The sequence below is a fragment of the Nostoc parmelioides FACHB-3921 genome (assembly GCF_014696625.1).
GTDB classification, from domain to species: domain Bacteria; phylum Cyanobacteriota; class Cyanobacteriia; order Cyanobacteriales; family Nostocaceae; genus Trichormus; species Trichormus parmelioides.
Window position 1 is genome coordinate 343,031 of sequence record NZ_JACJQL010000001.1, and the last position, 24,310, is coordinate 367,340.

General features: G+C 40.9%; 21 protein-coding genes. 15 read left to right on the forward strand and 6 right to left on the reverse strand.

Annotated elements, in window-relative coordinates:
• Positions 1 to 20: 20 nt before the first annotated feature.
• The 3 genes from H6G14_RS01330 (at position 21) to H6G14_RS01340 (ending at position 5,502) form a co-directional block, all read left to right on the forward strand.
• On the forward strand, positions 21 to 1,484 hold the full coding sequence (locus tag H6G14_RS01330) for a beta-barrel domain-containing protein (RefSeq protein ID WP_190565344.1): 1,464 nt from the start codon (positions 21 to 23) through the stop codon (positions 1,482 to 1,484).
• Positions 1,485 to 1,892: 408 nt separating this feature from the next.
• Positions 1,893 to 2,690, forward strand: coding sequence for a hypothetical protein (locus H6G14_RS01335; RefSeq protein ID WP_190565345.1), 798 nt, complete (start codon positions 1,893 to 1,895; stop codon positions 2,688 to 2,690).
• 37 nt (positions 2,691 to 2,727) lie between these two features.
• Positions 2,728 to 5,502 (forward strand): two-partner secretion domain-containing protein, encoded by a 2,775-nt coding sequence (locus tag H6G14_RS01340; RefSeq protein ID WP_190565346.1) that lies wholly within the window; start codon positions 2,728 to 2,730, stop codon positions 5,500 to 5,502.
• A gap of 90 nt (positions 5,503 to 5,592) precedes the next feature.
• Here the strand turns inward: H6G14_RS01340 and H6G14_RS01345 are convergent, their stop codons facing one another.
• Positions 5,593 to 6,015: a hypothetical protein gene (locus tag H6G14_RS01345; protein ID WP_242053321.1), complete on the reverse strand. Its 423-nt coding sequence runs from the start codon at positions 6,013 to 6,015 to the stop codon at positions 5,593 to 5,595.
• 350 nt (positions 6,016 to 6,365) lie between these two features.
• Between H6G14_RS01345 and H6G14_RS01350 the strand changes: the two genes are divergently transcribed.
• Complete coding sequence (locus H6G14_RS01350) at positions 6,366 to 8,396, forward strand: FAD-dependent oxidoreductase (RefSeq protein WP_190565347.1); 2,031 nt, start codon at positions 6,366 to 6,368, stop codon at positions 8,394 to 8,396.
• Between the two features lie 145 nt (positions 8,397 to 8,541).
• Here the strand turns inward: H6G14_RS01350 and H6G14_RS01355 are convergent, their stop codons facing one another.
• Positions 8,542 to 10,020 carry an alpha-amylase gene (locus H6G14_RS01355; protein WP_190565348.1) on the reverse strand — a complete coding sequence of 493 codons (1,479 nt, stop codon included), beginning with the start codon at positions 10,018 to 10,020 and terminating at the stop codon, positions 8,542 to 8,544.
• A 312-nt stretch (positions 10,021 to 10,332) separates the two neighbouring features.
• On the opposite strand from H6G14_RS01355, the gene H6G14_RS01360 reads away from it, so the two are divergent.
• Positions 10,333 to 11,163 (forward strand): dienelactone hydrolase family protein, encoded by an 831-nt coding sequence (locus tag H6G14_RS01360; protein ID WP_190565349.1) that lies wholly within the window; start codon positions 10,333 to 10,335, stop codon positions 11,161 to 11,163.
• A gap of 106 nt (positions 11,164 to 11,269) precedes the next feature.
• On the forward strand, positions 11,270 to 11,959 hold the full coding sequence (locus tag H6G14_RS01365; protein ID WP_190565350.1) for an SDR family NAD(P)-dependent oxidoreductase: 690 nt from the start codon (positions 11,270 to 11,272) through the stop codon (positions 11,957 to 11,959).
• Positions 11,960 to 11,993: 34 nt separating this feature from the next.
• Here H6G14_RS01365 and H6G14_RS01370 read toward each other — a convergent pair whose 3' ends face one another.
• Together H6G14_RS01370 and H6G14_RS01375 are read right to left on the reverse strand one after the other, a co-directional pair.
• Entirely contained in the window at positions 11,994 to 12,437 is a 444-nt protein-coding gene (locus tag H6G14_RS01370; protein ID WP_190565351.1) for a type II toxin-antitoxin system VapC family toxin, read from the reverse strand.
• A gap of 12 nt (positions 12,438 to 12,449) precedes the next feature.
• Positions 12,450 to 12,710, reverse strand: coding sequence for a hypothetical protein (locus H6G14_RS01375; RefSeq protein WP_190565352.1), 261 nt, complete (start codon positions 12,708 to 12,710; stop codon positions 12,450 to 12,452).
• Between the two features lie 162 nt (positions 12,711 to 12,872).
• On the opposite strand from H6G14_RS01375, the gene H6G14_RS01380 reads away from it, so the two are divergent.
• The 5 genes from H6G14_RS01380 (at position 12,873) to H6G14_RS01400 (ending at position 17,352) form a co-directional block, all read left to right on the forward strand.
• The gene (locus H6G14_RS01380; protein ID WP_190565353.1) at positions 12,873 to 13,172 is read left to right on the forward strand and encodes a helix-turn-helix domain-containing protein; all 300 of its coding nucleotides are present in this window, start codon (positions 12,873 to 12,875) and stop codon (positions 13,170 to 13,172) included.
• 195 nt (positions 13,173 to 13,367) lie between these two features.
• On the forward strand, positions 13,368 to 14,024 hold the full coding sequence (locus tag H6G14_RS01385; protein ID WP_190565354.1) for a class I SAM-dependent methyltransferase family protein: 657 nt from the start codon (positions 13,368 to 13,370) through the stop codon (positions 14,022 to 14,024).
• A 3-nt stretch (positions 14,025 to 14,027) separates the two neighbouring features.
• Positions 14,028 to 15,251, forward strand: a complete 1,224-nt coding sequence (locus H6G14_RS01390) for a glutathione S-transferase family protein (RefSeq protein WP_190565355.1) — start codon at positions 14,028 to 14,030, stop codon at positions 15,249 to 15,251.
• Positions 15,252 to 15,351: 100 nt separating this feature from the next.
• Positions 15,352 to 16,998, forward strand: coding sequence for an FAD-dependent oxidoreductase (locus H6G14_RS01395; protein WP_199325996.1), 1,647 nt, complete (start codon positions 15,352 to 15,354; stop codon positions 16,996 to 16,998).
• 12 nt (positions 16,999 to 17,010) lie between these two features.
• Positions 17,011 to 17,352 carry a 4Fe-4S binding protein gene (locus H6G14_RS01400; RefSeq protein ID WP_190565356.1) on the forward strand — a complete coding sequence of 114 codons (342 nt, stop codon included), beginning with the start codon at positions 17,011 to 17,013 and terminating at the stop codon, positions 17,350 to 17,352.
• 36 nt (positions 17,353 to 17,388) lie between these two features.
• Here H6G14_RS01400 and H6G14_RS01405 read toward each other — a convergent pair whose 3' ends face one another.
• Positions 17,389 to 18,381 carry an isopenicillin N synthase family dioxygenase gene (locus H6G14_RS01405; RefSeq protein WP_190565357.1) on the reverse strand — a complete coding sequence of 331 codons (993 nt, stop codon included), beginning with the start codon at positions 18,379 to 18,381 and terminating at the stop codon, positions 17,389 to 17,391.
• A gap of 288 nt (positions 18,382 to 18,669) precedes the next feature.
• Here H6G14_RS01405 and H6G14_RS01410 point away from each other — a divergent pair, with 288 nt between their 5' ends.
• From H6G14_RS01410 to H6G14_RS01420, 3 genes are all read left to right on the forward strand, one after another.
• Entirely contained in the window at positions 18,670 to 19,707 is a 1,038-nt protein-coding gene (locus tag H6G14_RS01410; protein WP_190565358.1) for an NADP(H)-dependent aldo-keto reductase, read from the forward strand.
• A 121-nt stretch (positions 19,708 to 19,828) separates the two neighbouring features.
• Positions 19,829 to 20,953, forward strand: coding sequence for an aryl-sulfate sulfotransferase (locus H6G14_RS01415; protein WP_190565359.1), 1,125 nt, complete (start codon positions 19,829 to 19,831; stop codon positions 20,951 to 20,953).
• 97 nt (positions 20,954 to 21,050) lie between these two features.
• Entirely contained in the window at positions 21,051 to 21,716 is a 666-nt protein-coding gene (locus H6G14_RS01420; RefSeq protein ID WP_190565360.1) for a glutathione S-transferase family protein, read from the forward strand.
• Between the two features lie 159 nt (positions 21,717 to 21,875).
• Here the strand turns inward: H6G14_RS01420 and H6G14_RS01425 are convergent, their stop codons facing one another.
• Positions 21,876 to 22,280, reverse strand: a complete 405-nt coding sequence (locus H6G14_RS01425) for a four-helix bundle copper-binding protein (RefSeq protein WP_190565457.1) — start codon at positions 22,278 to 22,280, stop codon at positions 21,876 to 21,878.
• A gap of 913 nt (positions 22,281 to 23,193) precedes the next feature.
• Here H6G14_RS01425 and H6G14_RS01430 point away from each other — a divergent pair.
• Positions 23,194 to 24,291 (forward strand): aliphatic sulfonate ABC transporter substrate-binding protein, encoded by a 1,098-nt coding sequence (locus H6G14_RS01430; RefSeq protein ID WP_190565361.1) that lies wholly within the window; start codon positions 23,194 to 23,196, stop codon positions 24,289 to 24,291.
• Positions 24,292 to 24,310 lie beyond the last annotated feature (19 nt).

Here is a 24,310-nt window from a genome sequence, read left to right on the forward strand (position 1 = left end):
TCTCTACTCAGAAAAAGGTTATGGTTAATCACATTAACACCAACTCTCTACCTTTAATTAAAAGCAATGAATTTCTCCCGCCGATTAGTAATTGGACGAGAATCGGTAGTTTATTACTCGTTGGCGGTGTGGGGGGAGCGATCGCCTTATCTTCTATGATTGAATATAGAGTCACAATTCCAGGACAAGCAACTATCCGCCCTACAGGAGAATTGCGCCTGGTGCAAGCGGCGATGGCTGGTCAAGTTACCAAGGTTTTGGTCAAAGAAAATCAGGTAGTAAAAAAGGGCGATGTGCTAGCTACTATTGATGATTCCCGCTTGCAAACTCAAAAAAATCAACTGCAAAGCAACATCCAGCAAGCACAACTGCAACTACTCCAAATTGATGCCCAAATTACAGCCCTAAATCGACAAATTCAAGCGGAAAGCGATCGCCAAAATCGGGTGGTGAGTTCAGCAAAAGCTGCATTGAACCGCGCCCAACGCAATTATCGAGATCAGCAAATTACGGCTCAAACAGAAGTAGAAGCAGCCCAGGCGAATTTAAATAGAGCGCGCAACGAATGGTATCAAGCCCAGGTAGAACTGCGTTCTGCTCATGCTAACTTGCAATCAACCAAAGCCGCGATGAACGCAGCACGAGCGAAACGCGATCGCTATCAGCAAGTAGTCCAAGCTGGTGCTTTATCTTTGAATCAGTTGGAAGAAGTGCAGTTAGATGTAGCTCAACAACAACAAGCGGTTGAGGTGCAGAAAGCCACTGTGGAGGCGCAACAGCAAATCATTGCCCAACAACAACAAGCTGTAACCGCCGAACAAGCTAAACTACGCCGCGCTCAAACTGCGCTGAATCCTAGTGATTCCGAAGTAGCGATCGCTAAACAAACTATCGCCCAAGAAATAGCTAGTGGTCAAGCCACACTCGCCACCCTCAAACGAGAATGGGAAGCGTTGTTTCAACAACGATTACAAATTAAAAATCAACTCCAGCGTGACACCAGCGAACTCCAACAAGTAGAAAAGGATCTCAGTCTGACTCAAATTACAGTCACCGAAGACGGGATTCTCTCCCAATTAAACTTGCGAAACCCTGGCCAATCAGTAGGTCAAGGTGAGGAAATTGCTCAAATTGTCCCTAGTCATGCGCCCTTAGTCATCAAAGCTACAGTCTCCCCTGACGATGTCAGTAAGTTGGCACCAGGTCAAGAAGTACAAATGCGGGTTTCAGCTTGTCCTTATCCTGATTACGGCACTCTCAAAGGTGTTGTCAGTCAAATTTCTCAAGATACAATTAAATCCACCCAAGGTAGCGCGAGTGCGGTTTACGAAGTCACGATACTTCCAGAAACCTTGTCTTTTGGGAGCCGCAATCATCAATGTACTATTCAGCCAGGAATGCAGGGACGTGCTGATATTATTTCTCGCAAAGAAACTGTCTTGAAATTCCTGCTTAGAAAAGTCAGGTTAATTGCTGATTGGTAATCAACTCTCGTACTATGTGCATAAAATTTTAGAGCGATCGTAGTAATGCTCAGAATACAAGTTTAATTAGACAACCAGGCTAAGTGCTGAGTAAAAACCGTGATGGATGACTTTCAATGGGATCTCTTTTGTTCTAAAAAATAAATGTGGTGGTTTTTCTACTTTTGATGATAATCACCTCAGATACGAGCGTTAGTTAACTTGATAATTAATGCTTACTTTTATGTACTCTTTCACTGTAACGACATACTTTAATCACCTGAAAGGATTTACATATTTTTATCAAGTTTATTATAGAAAAGTTATCAAAATATAGTAGAAATACATAGGTATATGTTTTAATTTAAAGTGTAGCAATAAAAATGCCATATTAGTATATTTATCAATATAATTTTGGAGGTTTTTGGTATGAATTTTAGTGAAATAAAAAAAATTCTAGCAGCAATGTCTGTTATCAGTTCTATGTTGCTCATCACAAATAACTCCGCAGTAGCTCAAATAAATGGAAGCAGCTACTCTAGGGGTAGTAATGTCCCAGATATGAGCTTTGATTTAATTTTTCGTAAAAGCAATGGAACAACTATTCCAGATTCATCAATAGGTAATACTTCAGGATTATTTGTGGGGGCTATTCAAAACTTTAGTTATCTTGGTCATCCTGTTCCTAACCCTAGTGGTATTGCGTCCTTGAGTTTCAACTTTACTAATGCTAATCTTAGTACAACTTTAATTGGCACTAATGTTAAATATACAATAATTGCAACACAACCATTTGAACTAATTGATTCTATAGCAGGCTCATCTACTACAATTAATCCGAACCCTGTTTTTACTTTTGGTGTAGATGTTAGTAGTTTCAGTCCAGAAACCAAAATAAAAGCAGTAAATAATTTGCAATACATCACAGAAAATAATTTGTTTGCTCTTAGTAGTTTAGAATCTCAAAGCTTTTCCATGAAGACATTTAATGGTATAAACTTAGGTATCGCTACTGGAGACTTAGTAGTAACAGACATTAGCAGTCCTCCCAGTCAGGGATTCATTTTAAATAATAATTTGGTTGCTCGTAGTAATTTATTTCAGGGGGTGGCAATATCAGCAAGTTCTAATAGAAACATCCCAGAATCTAACGTAAATATTGGTTTGCTTATCTTCGGTTTATTCGGTACTACTACAATTTTAAGACGTAAGTTCCAGCAAAGTTGATATCCTAATAATCTGAAAGCAACCCCATTGTAAGGTTATGTATCTATCACGCCTCAAATTTTGGTTGATTGGTGGAATCCTATTAAATGTATTCACTCCTGATCTAGTATTAGCCCAAATTATTCCAGATAATACATTACTTAATAATTCTGTTGTTTTACCCAACTGTACCACCTGCGAAATCACGGGTGGCACTACAGTCAATGGCAATCTTTTTCACAGTTTTGAATCATTTTCTATACCTACAAATGGTGTCGTATATTTTAATAATCCTACAAATATTACTAATATCATTAGCCGGATTACAGGTAATTCAATATCAACAATTAATGGGTTAATTCGTGCCAATAACCAAGCTAATTTATTTCTGATTAATCCTAACGGAATTATTTTTGGTGTAGATGCCTCTTTAAATATTGGTGGTTCTTTTATAGCAAGTACATCTAGGAGTATTAATTTTAGTGATGGTAGTAAATTTAGTGCTATAGATACTTCAAATCAACCTCTTTTAACTATTAATACTCCTATTGGTTTAGAGTTTGGTAACTCTAACGCAACTATTATTAATCAATCACAAGCCAGTCCCAATGGAACAGTCAATTTTGTTGGTCTACCTGTAGGTTTACAAGTACAACCTGGTAAGACACTAGCATTAATAGGTGGAAACTTAGTTCTAGAAGGTGGCAATCTTACAGCAGAAGCAGGAAGAATTGAACTAGGAAGCGTTACCGCTAATAATTTAGTTAAGTTGACTACCACTAACCAAGGTTGGGCTTTTAATTACGAGAATATACAAGAATATCAAGACATTAGTATAACCAAGGGAACAAGTATTGATACTAGCGGATTGCAAAGTGGTGATATCCATATTCAAGGGAGACACGTCAGATTAAATGATGGTAGTCAATTAATTTCTCTTGCTGTCCAAGATGGTAACGCTGGTAATTTAAAAATTACTGCCTCTGAATCAGTTGAATTGTTAGGAGTAGGAGCTTTCGCTGATGGAGGATTTTTTCCTACAGGAATTTTTGCCCAAGTCTATGGACAAGCAACCGGAGAAAGGGCAAATCTGACAGTGATAACGAAAAGATTAATTCTTCAAGATGGAGGAACGATATCGACAAATACTTTCAGTGCAGGTAGTAGTTTGGATTTGAATATTCAAGCTAAAGAATCGGTAGAAATTTTAGGAACTGCACCAGATGGGTCATTTCCTAGCACTTTGTCTGCTCAGGTTGGGAGTCCTTTCGATCAAGAGATAACCGGTGCAGGAGGTAAGATTACAATTAATACTGGCAAATTAATTATTCAAAATGGAGGACAAATATCAGCAGCAACTTTTGCTAGAGGTCGCGCTGGAGATATCAATGTATCAGCTACAGAAATTGAAATAGCAGGGACAGCACCAAATCAAACTATTCCTACTCCCAGTGGTTTGTTTGCACAGGTAGAAGAAGGAGCAAACGGCGATGCAGGAAATTTACTAATTTCTACTAGATATTTAAAATTATTAGATGGCGCACAGATTTCTACAGCCGGCAGGACAGGAGGAAAAGCTGGCAATTTGAATATTAACGCCTCTGAATCTATTAATTTAATAGGATTTGCCCCAGATGCCACTATCAATTTAGGGAGAAGTGGAATTTTCGTATCTGCTGAACCAGGAGCAACCCGTGATGCAGGGGAATTGCAAATCATTACTCAAAACTTAATAGTTGAGAATGGTGCAGAAATATCCGCTAATAATTTTGGTTCTGGTAAAGGAGGAAATGGCATTCTCAATATTGAGAAATTAATTGTTAGTAATGGCGGAGAAATTAGAGCCAGGTCTTTTGCTGGAGGTTCAGGAGGGGAATTAATTATCAATGCCAATGAAGTTGTAGAAATTACTGGTTCAGGTAGTATTAACTCACAGAAATTTCCCAGTGCTTTGTCTACTTCTGGTGAAGGATTTGGTAGAGCCGGCAATTTATTTATTAATACCCCAAATTTAAATGTTCGTGATGGGGGAGAGGTGACTGTCAGCGCCATAGGTACTGGTGAAGCAGGTAACTTAACAGCTAGAGCCAACATTATCCGGCTCAACCAAGGTAAAATCACCGCCGAAACTAATGCAGGAGCAGGTGCAAATATCATATTAGAAAATGTGAAACTGTTGGTGTTGCAAAATCAAAGTCTCATTTCTGCTCAAGCATTTAATAATGCTAACGGTGGTAACATTACGATTGATGCACCTGATGGTTTTATTGTCGCTCCTGCCAATCAAAATAATGATATTGTCGCTAATGCTTTTCAAGGGCGGGGTGGCAATATTAACATTAATACTCGGAGTATTTTTAATTTAGAAAAACGCCCATCACTACCGCTAAATAATACTAACGACATTGATGCTAGTTCCCAGTTTGGTTTAACAGGGACAGTCGTAATTAATACACCTGATATAGATCCGAGTCGGGGTTTGGTGCAGTTACCTAGTAATCTCACGGATGCGTCACAGCAAATTATTTCTAGTTGCAACCCAGGTAGTCCTGCTCGGCGTAGTTCCTTTACCGTCACAGGTAGGGGAGGAATTCCCCGCAGTCCGATAGAACCATTTCAAGGTGAAGTATCTACAGCACGATGGATAACTTTAGATTCTCTCAACATTTATCAAAATACTCATGTCAGTGATGAACGTCTGCCATCTTCCCCAACGAAAATAGTCGAGGCGCAAGGCTGGATTGTGGATCAATACGGCAATGTATCTCTAGTCGTTCAAGTACCAAATACTACCCCTCGTGGTTTTTCCATATCTATTGCTACTTGCTCCTAAGTATAGTTAGGGAATGGGGACTGGGTGAAAAGTCTTTTTGTGTCTAGGTTGTGTCATATATTGATGTCCTAATACTACGAACAGATTTAACTACAAAAATTGATGATTTTTGCGACGATTTAACCATGATTTCCAAGTTATCAAACCTCCTGTAAATAGCAGAGATAATCCTGAAATTGTAGGTTCTGGTACTTGAGTAATTATCAATGAAAGATTATCTGCATAGGAATCGTTGACTCTACCTCGTGCATAATTGGCATTCAGCACTACATTAATTTGACGTGTCCCTACAGGTATATAACCGTCAGTTGACTGAAAAAATAAACCTGTGACGTTATTTCTGGTTGCTGCATTTGGTGCAGAAATACTAGCGATACCTAGAGATTGGCTATTCTGATCTAGAAAGGTGATATTGAGTGATGCAATATCTTCATCAGTTGCATATCCACCCAGCCAAGCACTTAAATCAAAAGCTGCTCTACCTAAATCAATAACTGAAGCTAGACTATTCACATCAATAGATTGGGAAGCACTAGCAGACGCTCTACCTGCACCACCAAAAAAGAGATTTTGACCTCTATTACTAGGGCCTATAACATCAACAGCAGGTAAAGTAACGCTGACTAAATTACCAAGGGCATTGACAAAGTTAAAACCTGTAGCTCCATATTTGATAACGCTAAAATCACCAGTAGTAGTCCAAGCAGGGGGAGCAGGGGGAGAAAGAGATTTTTTTTGCTGCTATTAACCTTGCAAAGTTCTCTTGGCAGACTACTAGCCTCCCCCGCTCCGCTCTTGTAGAGAACCTTTAGAAGATGGTAACGTCTACAAGTTGGCACAAGAGTAGAAAGAGTCCTCAAATCATGAAGCGCAGACATAAAGTAGCCTGTCTCCAGACATCACTCATTAGTCTCAGCTTAATCTCTAGCTACCTGATACCTAACTCTGCAATTGTCGCCGCACCACCAAGAACCCCAGATAAAATAGTCAAGTGTGACATTTTAGTGGTGGGTGGGGGACTTTCTGGGGTTGCTACAGCTTATGAAGGTTTATTAGCGGGTAGAAGGGTTTGTCTAACAGAAATTACTGATTGGTTGGGTGGACAGATTTCCTCTCAAGGAACCTCGGCTTTAGATGAACGACCTACCCAAAGCCAACGTCAATTCTATTCTCGCGGTTATTTGGAATTGCGTAATCGCATTCAGAGAAAATACGGTAAGTTGAATCCCGGAGACTGTTGGGTTAGCGATTCCTGTTTTTTGCCCCGTGATGCCCATACAGTAATGGTGGAATTGCTGAAAGATGCAGAAAGGCGGGGTAAGGGTAAGTTGGAGTGGTTCCCCAACACAGTAATTAAGGATTTAGAAATTTCTCAGGGTAAATTAATTAATAGTGCGATCGCCATTCAACATCAACCAGTCAAAGGCTCGCCACCTCTCAACACCTTTACCCTATCACAAACCATTGACGATGCTTATCGTTACAGCAACTCATCCCGGTTTACCAAAAATATTATTCGCCTAGTTCCCCAACAAACTAAGGGAAACAGTCCCAAATGGTACATCGTAGATGCTAGCGAAACCGGAGAAATTATCGCCCTAGCTGATGTCCCCTACCGCTTAGGTATTGATGCCCGTTCCTTTCTGGAACCTTCTTCCTCCAGTGCCAAAAATGACCCCTATTGTACCCAAGGCTTTACCTATACCTTTGCGATGGAGGCGACCAAGGAAGCACAACCCCAGAAAATGCCCCCATATTATTTACAATATTCGCCCTATTTCAGCTACGAATTACCAAGATTAGCTGACTTTGGCTTAGTTTTTACCTACCGCCGCATTTGGAGTCCGACGAAGGGAGAACCTTTCAATTTCAACGGTGTGAGATTTTCTGCACCCACACCAGGGGATATCTCCATGCAGAACTGGACTTGGGGTAACGACTATCGCCCCGGTACTGCTAAAGATAACCTAGTTTACACCAGGCAACAGCTACAAGGAACAGGACAGTTAAAACCAGGTGGTTGGATGGGGGGACTGCGAACCGAAAGCCTCCGCAAAGCCGAAGAAAAAGCCTTTTCTTACTATTACTGGTTAGTAGCGGGAACTACAGATTCCCAACTAGGAGAAGGTGTGAAGCGTCCCCAAACCAATAACCGCTTTTTAGCCGGGTTAGACTCCCCAATGGGGACAGCACATGGCTTATCAAAATATCCTTATATGCGGGAAGGAAGGCGCATCATCGGCCGTCCCAGTTGGGGACAACCTACAGGTTTTACTATTTGGGAAGTTGATATTTCTCGCCGTAACTATAACGATGAATACTACCGCAAAACCTTGCCAGCCGATATGTATCGTCAGTTGAGAGCGACATTAGCAGGTTTAGAGGCAACATCGGTGATTTCTGGTCAAGTTTCCCCCGATAAAGCGATGCGGCGGACTCGTTCCACCATTTTCCCTGATGCTGTAGGCATTGGTCACTACGCTATTGACTTTCATCCCTGTATGGAGAAAAGCCCGCCAGAAGCACCAGGAAATAGAGAACGTCCTGGGGAACGAAGGGGCGCAGGACAAGCCTATCCCTTCCAAATCGCCTTAAGGGCAATGATTCCCCAAAAAATCAATAATTTGATAGTCGGGGGTAAAAGTATTGCCACTAGCCACATTGCAGCCGCAGCTTATCGGGTACATTCTTTTGAATGGTCTGCTGGCGCGGCGGCGGGAACTGTAGCCGCTTTCTCCTTAAAAAATGAAGTCGCACCTTACCAGTTAGTAGACGATTTACCCAAATCAGAACCCCAACTACAAGCCCTCAAACGTTTATTAGAAAAAAACGGCAATCCCACAGCTTTCCCTGATACTTCCATCTTCAATCAAAATTGGGAGGATTGGCGTTGATACTCTCTATTTCAGCTGTTTTGTAGAACAGCGCGCGCGATCGCCCTCATGGCTGTTGCTCGTTGACTGTTGACTGTTGACTGTTGACTGCCAACAGTTAACAGCCCGACGGATTGTGCAACTTAAAAGCACAATAGCTTATATTTTATGCTTGAATCCAAACTGATACTGAACCACCTAGACAACGAAATTCACCCCAGCCCCATTCATTGGTATAGACAGCTTCTTTAATATGTTCAGTTAAGTCAATAAACTTAGTATTGGGTTTACCAACTTCCATCCATTTAGAACCTTCTGAACCATCACTCATAATGACAGCCATTCCTTGAGGATGATCTGCATCACCTAAGCGTGTCCAACCAATAGTATTCCAATGGTCTAAATAGTTGTATTGTGGCCCGTAAGCATAATGTTTACGGGCATAAAGTAACTTATCAATCATCCAACGGTGGGAGGGCATAAAAATATTGTAACGATTGCCATCTTTCCCCCAGTCTTCATACTCTGCACCGTAGTAGTCAGCATGAAAGACACAAGGATAGCCTTCTTGTCGTAACAAAATAATGGCGTAAGCTAAGGGTTTAAACCAAGGTTCAACGACAGATTCCAAAGCTTGTAACGGCTGAGAATCATGATTTTCGACAAATGTCACAGCATGGGTAGGGCGTTGTTGCATCATTGTGCCATCCAAAATCCGCCGCATATCATAATTGCCTCCAGATTTGCTGGCTTGATGGAAGTTGTAATGTAGTGGTACGTCAAAAACTGACATCTTGCCACGAACGGCATCAACATACCAAAGCAGAGTATTAATATCGTTATACCAATACTCTCCTACCATAAATAAATCTTTACCAGCATGGCGTTCTAGTTCATCTATCCATTCAGGAAAGAACCATGTGGAAATGTGTTTAATAGCATCAATGCGGAAACCATCTACTTTTGTAGTGTCAAGATACCACTTACCCCAGTAGGTAGTTTCACCGCGCACCCACTCATCTTGAAAATCCAGATCGCAACCCATCAGATAGGCAAAGTTGCCTTTTTCTAAGGCTACGTAGTCGTCAAATCTTTTACCTTCTAATAAATAAACTGTGCTGCGATCGCCACTGTTATATTCGTTATAATCAACAGCATCAAAATGCCACCAATGCCACTCAAAGTTAGAATACTTGCCCTGCCGTCCAGGGAAATTATAATGAGTGTAGGTCTTAATATCTTGTAAACCACCTTTAGGATTAAGGCGATCGTCTTGAGGAAAAGGAGTGGCTTTTGGTGTTTCTACTGCATCACCACCCATCTTATGATTCAGTACCGCATCTGCATAAACTTGCAGACCATGCGTTTGCAGAGATTTAACCGCATCAAGATACTGCTGACGTGTACCGTATTTCGTCCGTACTGAGCCTTTTTGATCAAACTCACCTAAATCAAATAAGTCATAAACACCATATCCCACATCAAACGACCCAGCAAAGCCTTTGTAGGCTGGTGGTAGCCACATGGCTGTAAAACCTGCATCTGCTAATTCTGGTGCTGAAGCCGCAACTTTACTCCACAAGTTCCCATCATTAGGGATGTACCAGTGGAAATATTGCATCATCGTGCCATTAATCTTTGCCATATCTCGTTGTGCGTGTAAATATCACCTTTGACGAAAGCTACAGTCGAGATTGGTGGTAATTCGGAATTTGTCATGGGATTTAATTCCGAAAGACGTTCAAACGTAAGATGATTAGTTTCGCAGTATTGTATGGTACTAGATAAAATTCAAGTCTTTAGTGATTAAAATATATGTTTAACTAAGTTTAAGGTTAACTAATTTTTAGAAAAACTAAAAATAATCTCAAACAAGATTTATACTGAAAGCAAGTTGACAAAACTTTACATTCTCTGAACAAATATAACTACACCCCAATAATTCAAGGTACAAACGATGAAAGAAATCACCCGTCGCCAATTTATAGCGACTGCTACCCTCACAACTGGTTTTGCTTTGGCAGTAAAACCCATTTCTGCCCAAGTGATTACTACCGATAACCAAGGATTAGTCGCAGGTGCTGTGAAAATTCCCGTCCAAGATGGTGAAATTCCAGCTTACAGAGCATTACCTGCAACTGGTGGGAATTTTCCAATTGTGTTAGTGATTCAGGAAATTTTTGGTGTACATGAACACATTCAAGATATCTGCCGTCGCTTTGCCAAGTTGGGGTATGTAGCGATCGCCCCAGAATTATTCGCACGTCAAGGTGATGTCTCAAAGTTAAGCAATATCGATGAAATTCGTCAGGTGGTAGCAAAAGTTCCAGATGCCCAGGTGTTATCTGACCTTGATGCTACCGTCAATTGGGCTGTTAAGTCTGCTAAGGGTAATGCTGATAGATTAGCAATTACAGGCTTTTGCTGGGGTGGTCGCATTACTTGGTTATATTCAGCATATAATCCCAAAGTTAAGGCAGGTGTAGCATGGTATGGACGATTAGTGGGTAATAATACGGACTTAACACCGAAACATCCCGTTGATATTGCTTCTAATTTGAAAGTTCCTGTGTTGGGATTGTATGGGGGTCAAGATACAGGTATTCCTTTGGATACAGTGGAACAGATGCGCGATCGCTTAAAATCCAGCAGTAGTAAATCAGACATCATCGTTTACCCTGAAGCACCCCACGCCTTTTTTGCCGATTATCGTCCTTCCTACAGAGAGAAAGAAGCCAAAGATGGCTGGCAACGTCTCCAAGCATGGTTTAAGCAACATGGAGTATAGTCTTGTTTAGAGGAGGAACTATCGGCTATAGAGCAATTTGATACTTTGTATTTTGTGAAAATGGTGTAACCTAACAAGGCCTCAAAGATTAGGAGAAATCAAACAAATGGCAAACATTGCATTGATTGTGGGGGCTGGTAGTGGACTCAGCGCATCCCTAGCACGTTTGTTTGCAAAAGAAGGTTTCACCATCGCTTTAGCCGCAAGAAACATTGATAAGCTCAGTGCATTATCTGATGAGATTGGAGCAGTCAGTTTTGCGGCTGATGCTTCCCAACCCGATGAAGTTGAACAACTATTCCAAAAGGTCGAACAACAACTAGGAATACCAACGGTAGTTATTTATAATCCCAGTTGGCGAGTCCGGGGTTCGTTAGTTGAACTTGATCCAGCCGACGTTGCTAAAACCTTAGAAATCACGGCTTATGGTGGCTTTTTGGTAGCACAAGCCGCAGCAAAACGTCAGTTGGCTGTAGGTGGTGGGGCAATTTTCTTTACAGGTGCTTCTGCTAGTGTGAAGGGTTATCCTCTGTCTGCACCGTTTGCTATGGGTAAATTTGCTTTGCGGGGTTTAGCTCAGAGTATTGCGCGTGAACTTGCTCCTCAGAATATCCATGTGGCGCACTTTGTCATTGATGGAGTGATTCGTTCTGATACCCGTATAGAGCCAGCAGATCAACCAGATAGTTTACTTGATCCAGATGCTATTGCTCAAACATACCTCAACATTCTCCGCCAACCCCGCAGTGCTTGGACATGGGAAGTAGAATTGCGCCCTTGGGTGGAAAAGTTTTGATGAGTTTTTTCATTCCCTCATAGTTAATACACAGCTACAGCCAAGATTCTAGAGGGAAAGATTGAGCTTGCTGAATTCTGATAAAGTCACTGTCAGCAGATACAAGGGTCAGATTGTGCTGAACTGCTGTTGCTGCGATCCAAAGATCATGGTCATCAAATCCTAAATCTTTGATACTTGTACTTCGACGTTTACTTTTGTCCTTGGGTGCAAACTGATTAAAAACAGCTATTTTGAGTTGACTGTAGAGAATAGCGGTTTCTTCATCAATGAAGTATAAATCCACGCTTGCTAAAAAATTTTCTACTGCTACAAAATTCTGAGCTTTGCGTTCTGATTTTTCCGTCATGTATAGTAATTCAGCATACGTAATGATGCTAATGCCGATTTCATTGGCAGAACGTGAACGTAATGCTGTAATAACGCTAGGAGTATTATTAATGATGTAGCTACAATGGTTTGTATCCAAAAGATACATAAAATTAGGAGGTTAAAACTGAGCTTTGGAGCGAGTTTCACGAACAAATTGCAGGCATTCTTCTAAATCGTCACCTTGCCATGTTCCTGCAAACTTCAATAAATCTACGGCTTTACTTCCTCGTTTAATCGGAGCTAATCGACGGAGTGGGGGATTGCTTTTATTCTCCCTGGTTTGTAGAGCATCTAAAAAGTCACTAACCAAAGACAGCTGATCGGGCGGTAGTTGAGCTAATTGCTGTTCAATCTTTTGCCGTAGTTCTAGATAGGTCATCAGCACCTCACTACCTCAATTATTGCTACTTCTTAATTTTACATCGCATTCCCACTCAAAAATCGCTACTCCAAAGCAAGATATTGATCTGATTGAGAAAAGACTGAAGCAAGCAAAAGAGTATTACGCAGAAAAATATAGCCAGCAACAGGGCGAGAAAGAATGACTAATGAAATTCAAGTACAGGCGAGTCATGGTAATGTATTTGCTGATTTGGGTTTAGAGAACTCTGATGAATTACTTGTGAAAGCAGAACTTGCACGCAAGATTAGTAACATTATTACCATGCAACAAATAACACAAACTGAAGCAGCAGAACTTTTAGGAATTGATCAACCCAAGGTATCAGCTTTGATGAAGGGAAAGTTATCAGGCTTTTCGACTGAGCGGTTGTTTCGCTTCTTGAATGTCTTGGGTCAAGATGTAGAGATTGTAGTGACAACTAAACCTCTATCTCATTAGGTTTGTTATTGTATTATGGCTATTTATTATACAAAATACTATGTATAAATACTTTGTTAAGGGTGATTATACTGAACAAGGCTTGATTTTATAGAAGTGTTTATGATAATCTGCCCTCATCTAAAAACTACAGTTACTTGATAAATTAACCGTAGTTTAATCTACACAGTGTGCATCAAATGGGAATTACCCCTTATGCCGAAAGATTGGTATGAATGGCACGACCTCTACAACACTGAGCCAGTATTGCAGCAGCGTCTAGAAATCGTGCGGGAATATATTGCTTATAGCTTGAATGCTTCCCCAGACGGAGCTATTCGGATAGTGAGTGTCTGTGCGGGTGATGGACGAGATTTACTAGGAACTTTGAAAAATCACCCCCGTGCGAAGGATGTTTCTGCTCGACTGGTTGAAATAAATTCAAATCTAGTTGAACGTGGACGAGCAACTATAGAATCTTTGGGTTTAATCAAGCAAATTGAGTTTATCAATGGTGATGCAACTCTTGCCTCTAACTATGTAGGTGCAGTACCCGCAGATATTGTGATTGTGTGCGGTGTCTTTGGCAATCTAGCTGATGAAGGCGAACTCAATCGTTTACTAGATAACCTAAGTTTTCTCAGTAAACCAGGTGCTTTTGTGATCTGGACGCGTGGACACTCCAACGGTATTCCCTACTCTGATAATGTGCGGAAAGTTTTGGGTGCATCTGGATTTGAGGAAGTGAATTTTCAACTCACGGCTACAGGAGACATGGCTGTAGGTATTCATCGATACAGAAGTGAAAGTTTACCTCAACCCAAAGAACAACAATTATTTGTGTTTTCCGGCGTTCCTAGAACAGCGAGGTAAAAAATGTCTATTCAAAACACCTTATCAAGTTGGGACGAACTTTTAGAGATAGCTAGAAACCATACCTCGGCGCGTCGTGTAAAGAGGCCAGGACAATCTCCTTCTACTGCACCCATCTCCAGCAGTTTACATAAACTTCCCCCAAACACAGAACCGCCAGTTCTGCTTTACCGAGATACTAATTCTTGGTGTCCTTTCTGCGAGCGGGTTTGGTTTGCATTGGAAGAAAAAGAAATTCCCTTTGCCACGGAGTTTATTGACTTAAGTAATAAACCCAAATGGTACACTGACCTAGTTCCCACAACCCTTGTACCGGCTGCCAAGATCGAAGGAAATCTCGTATACGAATCTAAAGATATTCTCTTAGCTCTAGAAGCAAGGTTTCCCAGTCCTGCATTATTACCGGAAGATCCAGAGGAAAATGCTGTTGCTAGACAGTTAGTAGAAGCAGCTGAGACTAACGGTTTTCGGAATCTTGCTTATAAATTCTTGAGAGAAGCACCTATAGATGTTGATGAGTTGGCAAAGTTACAAGCAGAATTTGAGGCGAAGTTAGATGAACTAGAGCAAGCCTTGGCTAAATATCCCGGCCCCTACTTTGTCGGTACATTTAGCTTAGTAGATATTATGTATAGTCCCCATCTGGATAGATTGGCGGCTAATTTACCTGTATATCGGGGATATCATCTCAAAGGAAATCCGCGCTTTCCTCGGATTAATGCTTGGTTTGACGCACTCAATCAGCGTCCTGCTTATCATCGGGTGAAGTCAGATAATATTACTAATAATTTACTTTTGCGTCGCCGATGGGGTGTTGAACCGATCGCCAATCCATTACCTCTAGATGCAGCAGATAGTGAGAAAATTCAATATCGCGCCGAAGCAGCTGAAAGATTGAGTGATAATCGAGAAGTTGCGATCGCAGATATTATCAAAAATTCTGGAGTCCAAGCAATAGCCGCAGATGGTGACTTTACCACAGTTAAAGAAGCAGTTGATTTTCATTTGCGACAATTGGCTGATTATCTGATTCATGGTAATGGTGAAACTTTAGCGGGTGGTCGGACTGGTGGTAAAAATAGCACTGTTGATCCTATTTTCGCTGCTGTGGGGGCGATCGCTTTTGCATATTTGAGAAATCGTATCTGCGCTCCTCGTGATATGAGTGCTGGCGCAGCAACGGCGTTTCGAGCTGCGATCGATAAATTATTGGCTTCTGTTTATTAATTTTGTGGGCGTTGCTAATTATCAAATTATCTCACGCAGAGAATAAGAGAGTTTCATACTCAAATTTAGCAAAGCTCAAATTTATCAGGAGGGAAGGAAATTGGTAACAGCCTATAGAGAAGATGAACTACAACTGAGTGCTGATGTATTGGTGATTGGTGGTGGCCCGGCCGCAGCATGGGCAGCCTGGTCAGCCGCATCCCAAGGAGCCAAAGTCATCATTGTTGATAAAGGTTTTCTGGGTACAAGTGGTGCGGCGGCGGCTAGTGGTAACGGCATTATGGCTCCTTCTCCGGAGAATTGGGAAAAAGTTGGAGCCGAGCGTTATCGCGTTGGGAAAAACCTCGCTAAATTACGTTGGATTGAGCGTGTTATTGAAACAACTTGGCTGAGTTTGCCTCTGGTGGAAAGTTGGGGCTATCGTTTCCCTAAAGAAGATGGGGAATCTGTGCGTCAGAGTTATTACGGCCCTGAATATATGCGGGTGCTTCGTAAAAACCTCTTGCGTGTTGGTGTGCAGATTCTTGATCAAAGTCCTGCTTTAGAGCTTTTATTAGCTGATGATGGTTCAGTGGCTGGTGCAAGAGGTGTGCAGAGACAACATCATCGTAGTTATACAGTTCGTGCTGGTGCAGTAGTCTTAGCCAATGGCGGTTGTGCATTTTTGAGCAAAGCATTAGGTTGCAATACTAATACAGGTGATGGACTACTGATGGCAGTGGAAGCTGGTGGCGAACTCTCTAGTATGGAAGCGTCTAATCACTACGCCATCTCGACGGCTTTTAATGCGACGGTAACTAGAGGTGTTCCTTTTGGTTGGGCTAGTTATAGCGATGAAGCTGGTAATGATCTAGGTGGTTATGTTAATGGTCGTCGTGATCCTTCTTTCCTACCTAATGCTCTGCTGAAAGGCTCCGTTTATGCTCGTTTGGATCGAGCTACACCTGAAGTTAAGGCAGTGATTGAAAAATCTCATTTCATCGCTTTTCTACCTTATAAAAAAGCTGGCATTGACCCCTATACAGAACGAGTACCTGTGACATTGGTTCTCGAAGGGACAGTACGTGGTACGGGCGGAATCAGGATTGTGGATGATAATTGTGCTACAAAGGTTCCCGGCTTATATGCGGCGGGTGATGCTGCATCACGGGAGTTTTTAGCTGGTTTAGCTTCTGGGGGTGGCGGCCCCAATGCGGCTTGGGCAATCTCTACAGGGCAATGGGCAGGAGCAGGGGCAGCTGCTTTTGCTAAGAGTTTGGGCGCTCATCCCCATGAACGGATTGCGCGTCCGGCTGGTCAAGTGGGCTTGCGCTCATCCTCTCCTAGTTCCGAAACATTCGATAACGAGGCAATTGTGCATGGTGTACAAGCCCAGATGTTCCCGTTGGAGAAGAATTACTTGCGGTCTGAGCAAGGACTTTTAGATTCCCTCGCCAAGTTAGAAAAGCTGTGGCAGCAAGTAAAAGGAAATCCAAAACAGGATACAGTACGCGATGTAGAATTTTCTCGTCGGGCGGCTGCTCTGACTGCGGTAGCACGATGGGCATATTTTAGCGCCTTAAACCGTGAAGAAACACGCAGCGAACATATTCGTGTGGATTATCCCGAAACCGATCCAAATCAGTGTTATTACCAAGCTACAGGCGGTTTAGATAAGCTTTGGGTGAGGCGCGATTGGATTACGGATGCTCCTACTAAACAACCAGTAATAAGTAATAAAACCACATCATCTGTATCAAACTTATAGCAGGAGCAGGTCATGATTGAGCTTGTCAGCCATAAACTCTGTATCAATTGCAATTTGTGTGTCCAAGTTTGTCCTACTAATGTGTTTGACTCTGTACCTAACCAACCACCCGTTATTGCCCGCAAGCAAGACTGTCAAACTTGTTTTATGTGCGAGGCATATTGTCCTGCGGATGCACTCTATGTTGCACCCCAATCTCATACCGATATGGAAATCCATGAGGATGATTTAATTGAAAGTGGTATCATGGGTGAATATCGTCGCCTCTTAGGCTGGGGATATGGCAGAAAAAGTAATAGTGAATTGGATACAGCTCATAAACTGCGCCAATTACCGCGTCCTTATCAAAGTTAATTTAGGTATCTAGAGACTAGGTTTTAGCTCGCCACTCTAAAGCACTTTTTGATGTAGTTCTGGAAAGACTTTAGATACTTTTTTTAATAGATAATCGCCATAAGTCCCACGAAATTCTTGAACACTAGCTCTATCCCAGCGATCGCTTTTATCATCATTCATTACTACGTCCTTCAGTTCAATAGGTTTGACTTCAACATTAAAGTTGGGATCAAAAAAGAAAGGAAACGACAGACGATTAGTTCTTGATAAGTTCCGCACGCGGTGGGGTGTAGAGCGATATAATCCTTGAGTCATGCGATCGAGCATATCCCCAATATTACATACAAATGAATCAGGTATAGAAGGTGCATCTATCCAACCAAACTTTGATTTGATTTGTAATCCCCCAACGTTGTCTTGTTTGAGTATGGTTAATACTCCATAATCTGTATGTTCGCCAACTCCCCATACAGATTGAGATGATAAATTAGGAGGATAATTGAAAATCCGAAATAATATCAATGGGTCTTTGGTATAACGCTCTGCAAAGTACGACTTTTCTAACCCCAAACTCAGAGCAATACCAGCCATGAGGATATGTCCAAGTTGAGTCATTGATTCCATATACTCAATTACTGTTTCCCTAAATTGGGGAATGTTGGATGGAAAAAGATTATGACCGTGCATTGGTGTTCCAGCTTTCACAAGTGGGTGATTTTCCTCTAGTTCTGCACCAAAGTAAATACCTTCTTTTAAGTCCGGTCTACCTGATGTCAATTCATTACCAACGGGGAAATATCCTCGCCATGCTCTACCACCAACAGCCATACGTATTTTTAGTTTAGTTTCTTCATCCTGTGCGAAAAATTCTTGGCTCAGATTTTCTAGCTGTTGTTGTAGTTGTGCATCAACTCCATGTCCGACAATATAGAAAAAACCGTAATTTTGGCACGCTTGTCTGATTTGGTCTGCAACTACATCAGCAGAGTTATTAGTTTGGGCAATCAACCCACTAATATCGATGATGGGAACTTGTAAGATTGTCATGCTTAGGTTCTCCTAGTCTAGCGTAGACTAATAACTAGAATTATATAAATACTAGACTTTTGAGTGTGGCGATCGCTGGTATTTTTCAAGTACTAAATCAGATGTTTTTTACATAGAATTGTGAATTTTATCGTAAAACAGATAAACTGATAGGCATACCGTAGTATTATCTGAATAGGTTTCCTGGGTTCTCAAAAATAAAACATTTCACAGCATAAGTAATAATTATTGAGTAACACCAACTGAACAACAAAATTTGTCAATTTAAGAATAAAATCATCCCAAGATATGCAGTATAACCAATTAGGCAACAGCGATCTACAAGTTTCAGACATTTGCCTCGGCACAATGACTTATGGGCGGCAAAATTCTATAGAAGAAGCCCATCAACAACTAGATTACGCAGTTAATCAAGGAGTTAATTTCATAGATGCGGCTGAAATGTATCCCGTACCACCCAGTGGAGAAACCTATGGCTTAACCGAAAGATATATTGGAGAATGGTTAAAACATCAACAGCGCGATAAATTAATCATTGCTACTAAAATTGCTGGGCCTGGTCGTGGCTTTAAATGGTTGCGTGGTGGTGCAGAAGGACTTGACCGAAACAATATCAAACAAGCCATAGATGATAGTCTAACAAGGTTACAAACAGACTATATTGATCTATATCAAATCCATTGGCCTGACCGCTATGTCCCTCGTTTTGGTCAAACTGTCTTTGATCCCACACAAGTAAAGCAAACAGTTCCCATCACCGAACAACTAGAAGTTTTTGCTGATGTCATCAAAGCAGGTAAAATTCGATATATCGGCTTAAGTAATGAAACACCTTGGGGTGTGACACAATTCAGTCAAGCAGCAAAACAATTAGGATTACCTAAAGTTGTTTCCATCCAAAATGCTTATAACTTACTTAACCGAAATTTTGATGGCACACTTGCAGAAGCAGTTTATTACGAAAACGTTCCTTTGCTGGCTTATAGTCCTTTAGGATTTGGTTATTTAACTGGTAAATACCTCAACGGTAAACCAGAGAAAACTAGAGTGACTTTGTTTGAAAACTTTGGTCAACGTTATTTAAAACCAAATGTTCAGGAAGCTGTCGCAGCTTATGTAGAAATAGCTAACCGTCATCAATTAAGCCCGGCACAATTAGCTATAGCATTTGTGCGGAGTCGCTGGTTTGTTGCTAGTACGATTATTGGTGCTACTACATTAGAACAACTCAAAGAGAATATAGACAGTATCAATGTAGTTCTCGATAAAGATATCTTGGCAGAAATAGACGCAGTGTATACTCGATATCCAAATCCTGCACCTTAACAATTCAAAATTCAAAATTCAAAATTCAAAATAGATTAGGTTACGTGTAGCGTAAACCAAAAAAGCAACGCACATTTTGGATGCGAAAACATTTTCTAATACCGATATCCACTTATAAACTATGACGATCGCCACAGCATCAATTGACCAAAATACCATTCGTCGCCGTGGTACTGGTTTAAGAGCCTATAACCCTGACAAGGTATTCAAGGGATATACACTGTTTACCCCACTAACAGGCAATGGAGAAGTCTATCTCCTCAATCTGGAAGGGGAAGTAGTACATCAATGGAATCTACCCTATCCACCAGGTTTATATGGCTATCTCTTACCCAACGGTAACCTTTTTTATAACGGTAAAACACCAGAAATTCCGCCACGTTTTCCTTTGTGGGGTGCGTTTAAAGGTGGCGTTGTTTTAGAGGTAGATCCCCAGGGAAATATTATTTGGGAGTATAAGCATCCAGATCATCATCACGATGGGCGCAGACTTCGCAACGGTAACACGATTTTATTAGCTCTAGAAAAGATACCTCAGTCTTTAATTCCTCGTATCAAAGGTGGCGTACCCGGAACAGAAGCAGACGGTGATATCTATGCTGATGTGCTTTACGAAGTTACACCTGGGGGTGAAATTGTCTGGACTTGGCACGCTTACGAACATCTAGATCCAGATATTTTTACTATTACACCCCAAGACCAAAGACACGAATGGACGCACGGTAATACTGTCGGTGAACTCGCTGACGGTAATATTGTAGTGAGCTTCCGCAACATTTCTACTGTTGCTATTATCGATCGCCACACAGAAGAAATTATCTGGACGCTGGGAGATGATGTCTTAGCACAGCAGCATTTCCCTAACGAATTAGCTAACGGTAATATCCTCATTTTTGACAACGGCGCACATCGTCGTCACGCTGCACTCAATTACTCTCGTGTGATAGAAGTTAACCGTCAAACTAAAGAGATAGTTTGGGAGTATGCTGATAACCCACCCCACAACTTCTTCAGTTCGTATATATCCGGCGCACAACGTCTAGGGAATGGCAATACTTTAATTACAGAAGGTGCTTTCGGTAGGATATTTGAGGTCACAGTAAACAGCGAAATTGTCTGGGAATATGTCAATCCCCACTTTGCTGTGCGAAATATTCTTGGTGATAATTCAGCCGTGGCTCGTGGGGAACAAAATTCGGTCTTCCGTGCTTTTCGTTATGCACCTGAAGAAGTGCCTTGGCTCTAGTTAGGGATTGGGGACTAGGGACAAGGTAGACAAGGCAGAATTTATTTCTCAACTCACCACTCGCCACTCATCACTATTAATGAGGAGGAATATCAAGATGGCTAAAATTCAGATATACAGCGCAGTCGTTTGTCCTTATGCTCACCGTTCGCGCTTGGTGTTGCAAGAAAAAGGTATCGACTTTGATTTGATTGAAATTAACTTGCAAAACAAGCCGGAGGGATTCACAGATATTTCTCCCTATGGAAAAGTGCCAGCACTTGCACATGGTGAGCATCGAGTCTGGGAGTCGGCAGTAATTAACGAATATCTTGATGAGATATTTCCAAATCCGCCGCTTTTACCTAGTAGTGCTATTGCTAAAGCTCAGGCTCGTATCTGGATTGATTTTGCTAATACTCGATTTGTTCCGGCTTTTTCTGCCCTGTTGCGTAGTCCAGAAGTCGCACAACAAGAAGCTGCTAAACAAGAATTATATAAACATCTGGAATTTATCGAAAATGAAGGTCTAAGGAAGTTATCAGGAGATGGCCCTTATTGGTTTGGTGAATCTATTAGTTTGGTCGATTTCACATTTTACCCCTGGTTTGAGCGTTGGCCTGCACTGAAGCATTATCGAGGCTTTGGGATACCAGAGGAATTTACTCGTCTGCGTCAGTGGAAGAAGGCTTTGAAACAACGTGAATCAGTGAAGGCGATCGCCAATAGCAAAGACTTCTACATAGAGAGATATGCTAGATTTGCTACTCCTGTTCCTGTCTAGTATTGCTTTTTGATCATCAAAATAATTTGCTCTTTCCCTAAGGTTTTCGCCACCCAAAATCTTTTTGAGTGGCGAAACACTAATAATGTTGGAGAAAGGATAAATCTAAATGTAACAATTAGTTTGCTAGAAATTATGTAACTCCATCTAGGGAAAGAATCAGCTAGATAATAGTGCATCTTCTGTCACTAAGCTGGATCTGCGGAAATAAGAAGCAGAATTGAGTCCCATTTTGTGGCAAGATTCAGCACATTTGCGACAAATAGCGGCACAGAACATCATTGTGGCATCGTTACTCATTTGTTCGCAAGCTATGGCAGTGCGATCGCAAATTTGGGCGCACAAACTACAGGTGTTGCCCATAAACTCAGAACCGTCATTAATCATGTTGACGCACATCATGCACATTTCCGCACAGTCTCGCATCATGGACATCATCACCATATCCATGTATCTACCACCCTGACTTTTGCAGTACTTAATGGTATCAATGCAAGTAGTTTGACATTCAATGCAGATTTGTTTGCCAGCTTCCATTTCCATGAGTATAGATTCGGTCGTCATCATAGTAAACAGTCTCCTTTTTTTCGCCGTCGGTGTTGTGGCTGACTTAATTAGCAAGGTAAAACTATATTTTGTGAAAATCAATGGATTTTAGAGTTATTGCAATTTGAAGGCCGCTATATCTATATTCTTGACGTAAATTAAGCGGCTTTTCATCTTGAATTTGAAGCTAATTAGCTAAAATCCTTATACACTAAGGGTTAAGGCTTTTTTGTTAGCTATGGCAAATTACTTAATTAACATTAGCTATCCCTAAACATCCCTCATCAACTGTCGATTTGCTTAATTTCTCCACCTACCATATCGGAAAACAGTTGAAAAAAAACATCCCCTTTATGTTGTGGCTTACAAATCGTCAAAACTTTATCTAGTGGAGATCATAGCCAACTCATCATTGCAAGAACTAATTATTCTCAAAAATGCTATGAGTACATTTTCCTAAAAGCGACTAATGTTAATTTTTCATGACTTTATTAAGCCATAGTTCATCATGTACTGGTAATTTTGGGAATTTCCAGGAAATTCAGACTAAACCTACCAAAATTAAGTGAATACAAAAATAAAAATTTACTCCTCCTCTCTGCGGTTGGAACATGAGCCAAATTCATCTCTACTCACCAAGTCCAAATTTTTTTACAAAATGTACTTGCCTTTTACAGTTAACTATGGAACACTGCTATATTATCAATAAAATACTAAAAACCTACCAATTTACAGTAGTTTTTGGGTCGTAGATTATAAATTGCATGATATTGGCAATTGGGTACTTAATTAAGAATTACCTCTAATTACACAATATTCCTAAATTTGTAGCCACAGTATGCCTCTTATCGGTTGCTTAAGGTGGTTTATCCACCTTATTTCTTTAATTTTTAACTTTGCTCCTAATTGATAGAAAAAAGAGAGTCAGTTAATGCAGGATTTGAAAAATTTATTTCCATTTTGGAAACGCCGACACATCACTCGTCGTCATGCTTTGTTTGCTTTTGGCTATAGCTTATTATTATCTACTACACTGTTTAGTTGCAGTTCTTCAGAAAAGAATCCTCAGCAACAAACAGATTCATCTACATCGAATGTAACTAGTACTACCACTACTAATAAAGTGGTGAAAATTGTTCGTTCTAAGCAACTTACAGCCCTAGCTGTTTTAGAACAAAAAGGCATTTTAGCAGAACGATTAAAATCTCTAGGTTACAGGGTAGAATGGCCCGAATTTGCCGCCGGGCCGCAGCAATTAGAAGCTTTAAATGCAGGCGCACTTGATATTGCTTCTACAGCTGAGTCACCGCCTATTTTTTCCCAAGCAGCTGGCGCACCTCTGGTATATTTGGCTGCCAATTCTTCTGATGGAAGAGCGATTTCACTTTTAGTTCCAAAAAACTCTCCGATTAAAAGTGTCAAAGATTTAAAAGGTAAAAAGGTGGCTTTTCAAAAAGCATCAATTGGTCATTATTTAATAGTCAGAGCTTTAGAACAAGAAGGTCTAAAACTTAGCGATATAGAGTCAGTTTCCCTACCACCTCCAGATGCTAATGTAGCCTTTAGCCAAGGCAAAATAGATGCTTGGTTTATCTGGGAACCTTTTGTGACGAGAAATGTACAGAATGGTACAGGAACGGTTTTAATAGATGGTGGTAATGGTTTGCGGGATACTAACAACTTTATATCAACAAACCGCAAATTTTATGAAGAAAACCAAGAAGTAATTAAGGTTTTTTTGGAAGAACTACAAAAAGCTAACAATTGGGCAAAAAATAATCCCAAAGAAATTGCTCAATTACTATCTGCTACAACTCAACTTGAGCCTCCCATATTAGAAGCGATGCACGATAAGTATGATTTCACTCTCATACCAATTACGGCAGCGATTATTAATAAACAACAGGAAGTTGCGGACAAATGGTATAGCTTGGGACTAATACCTAAACAAGTAAATGTCAGAGATGGTTTTTTAACTACGGAACAATATGCCGCAATTACTCCCCAAGAAGTTCTGGCTAAAAAATAATATTTGAAAAGCTTGCAAT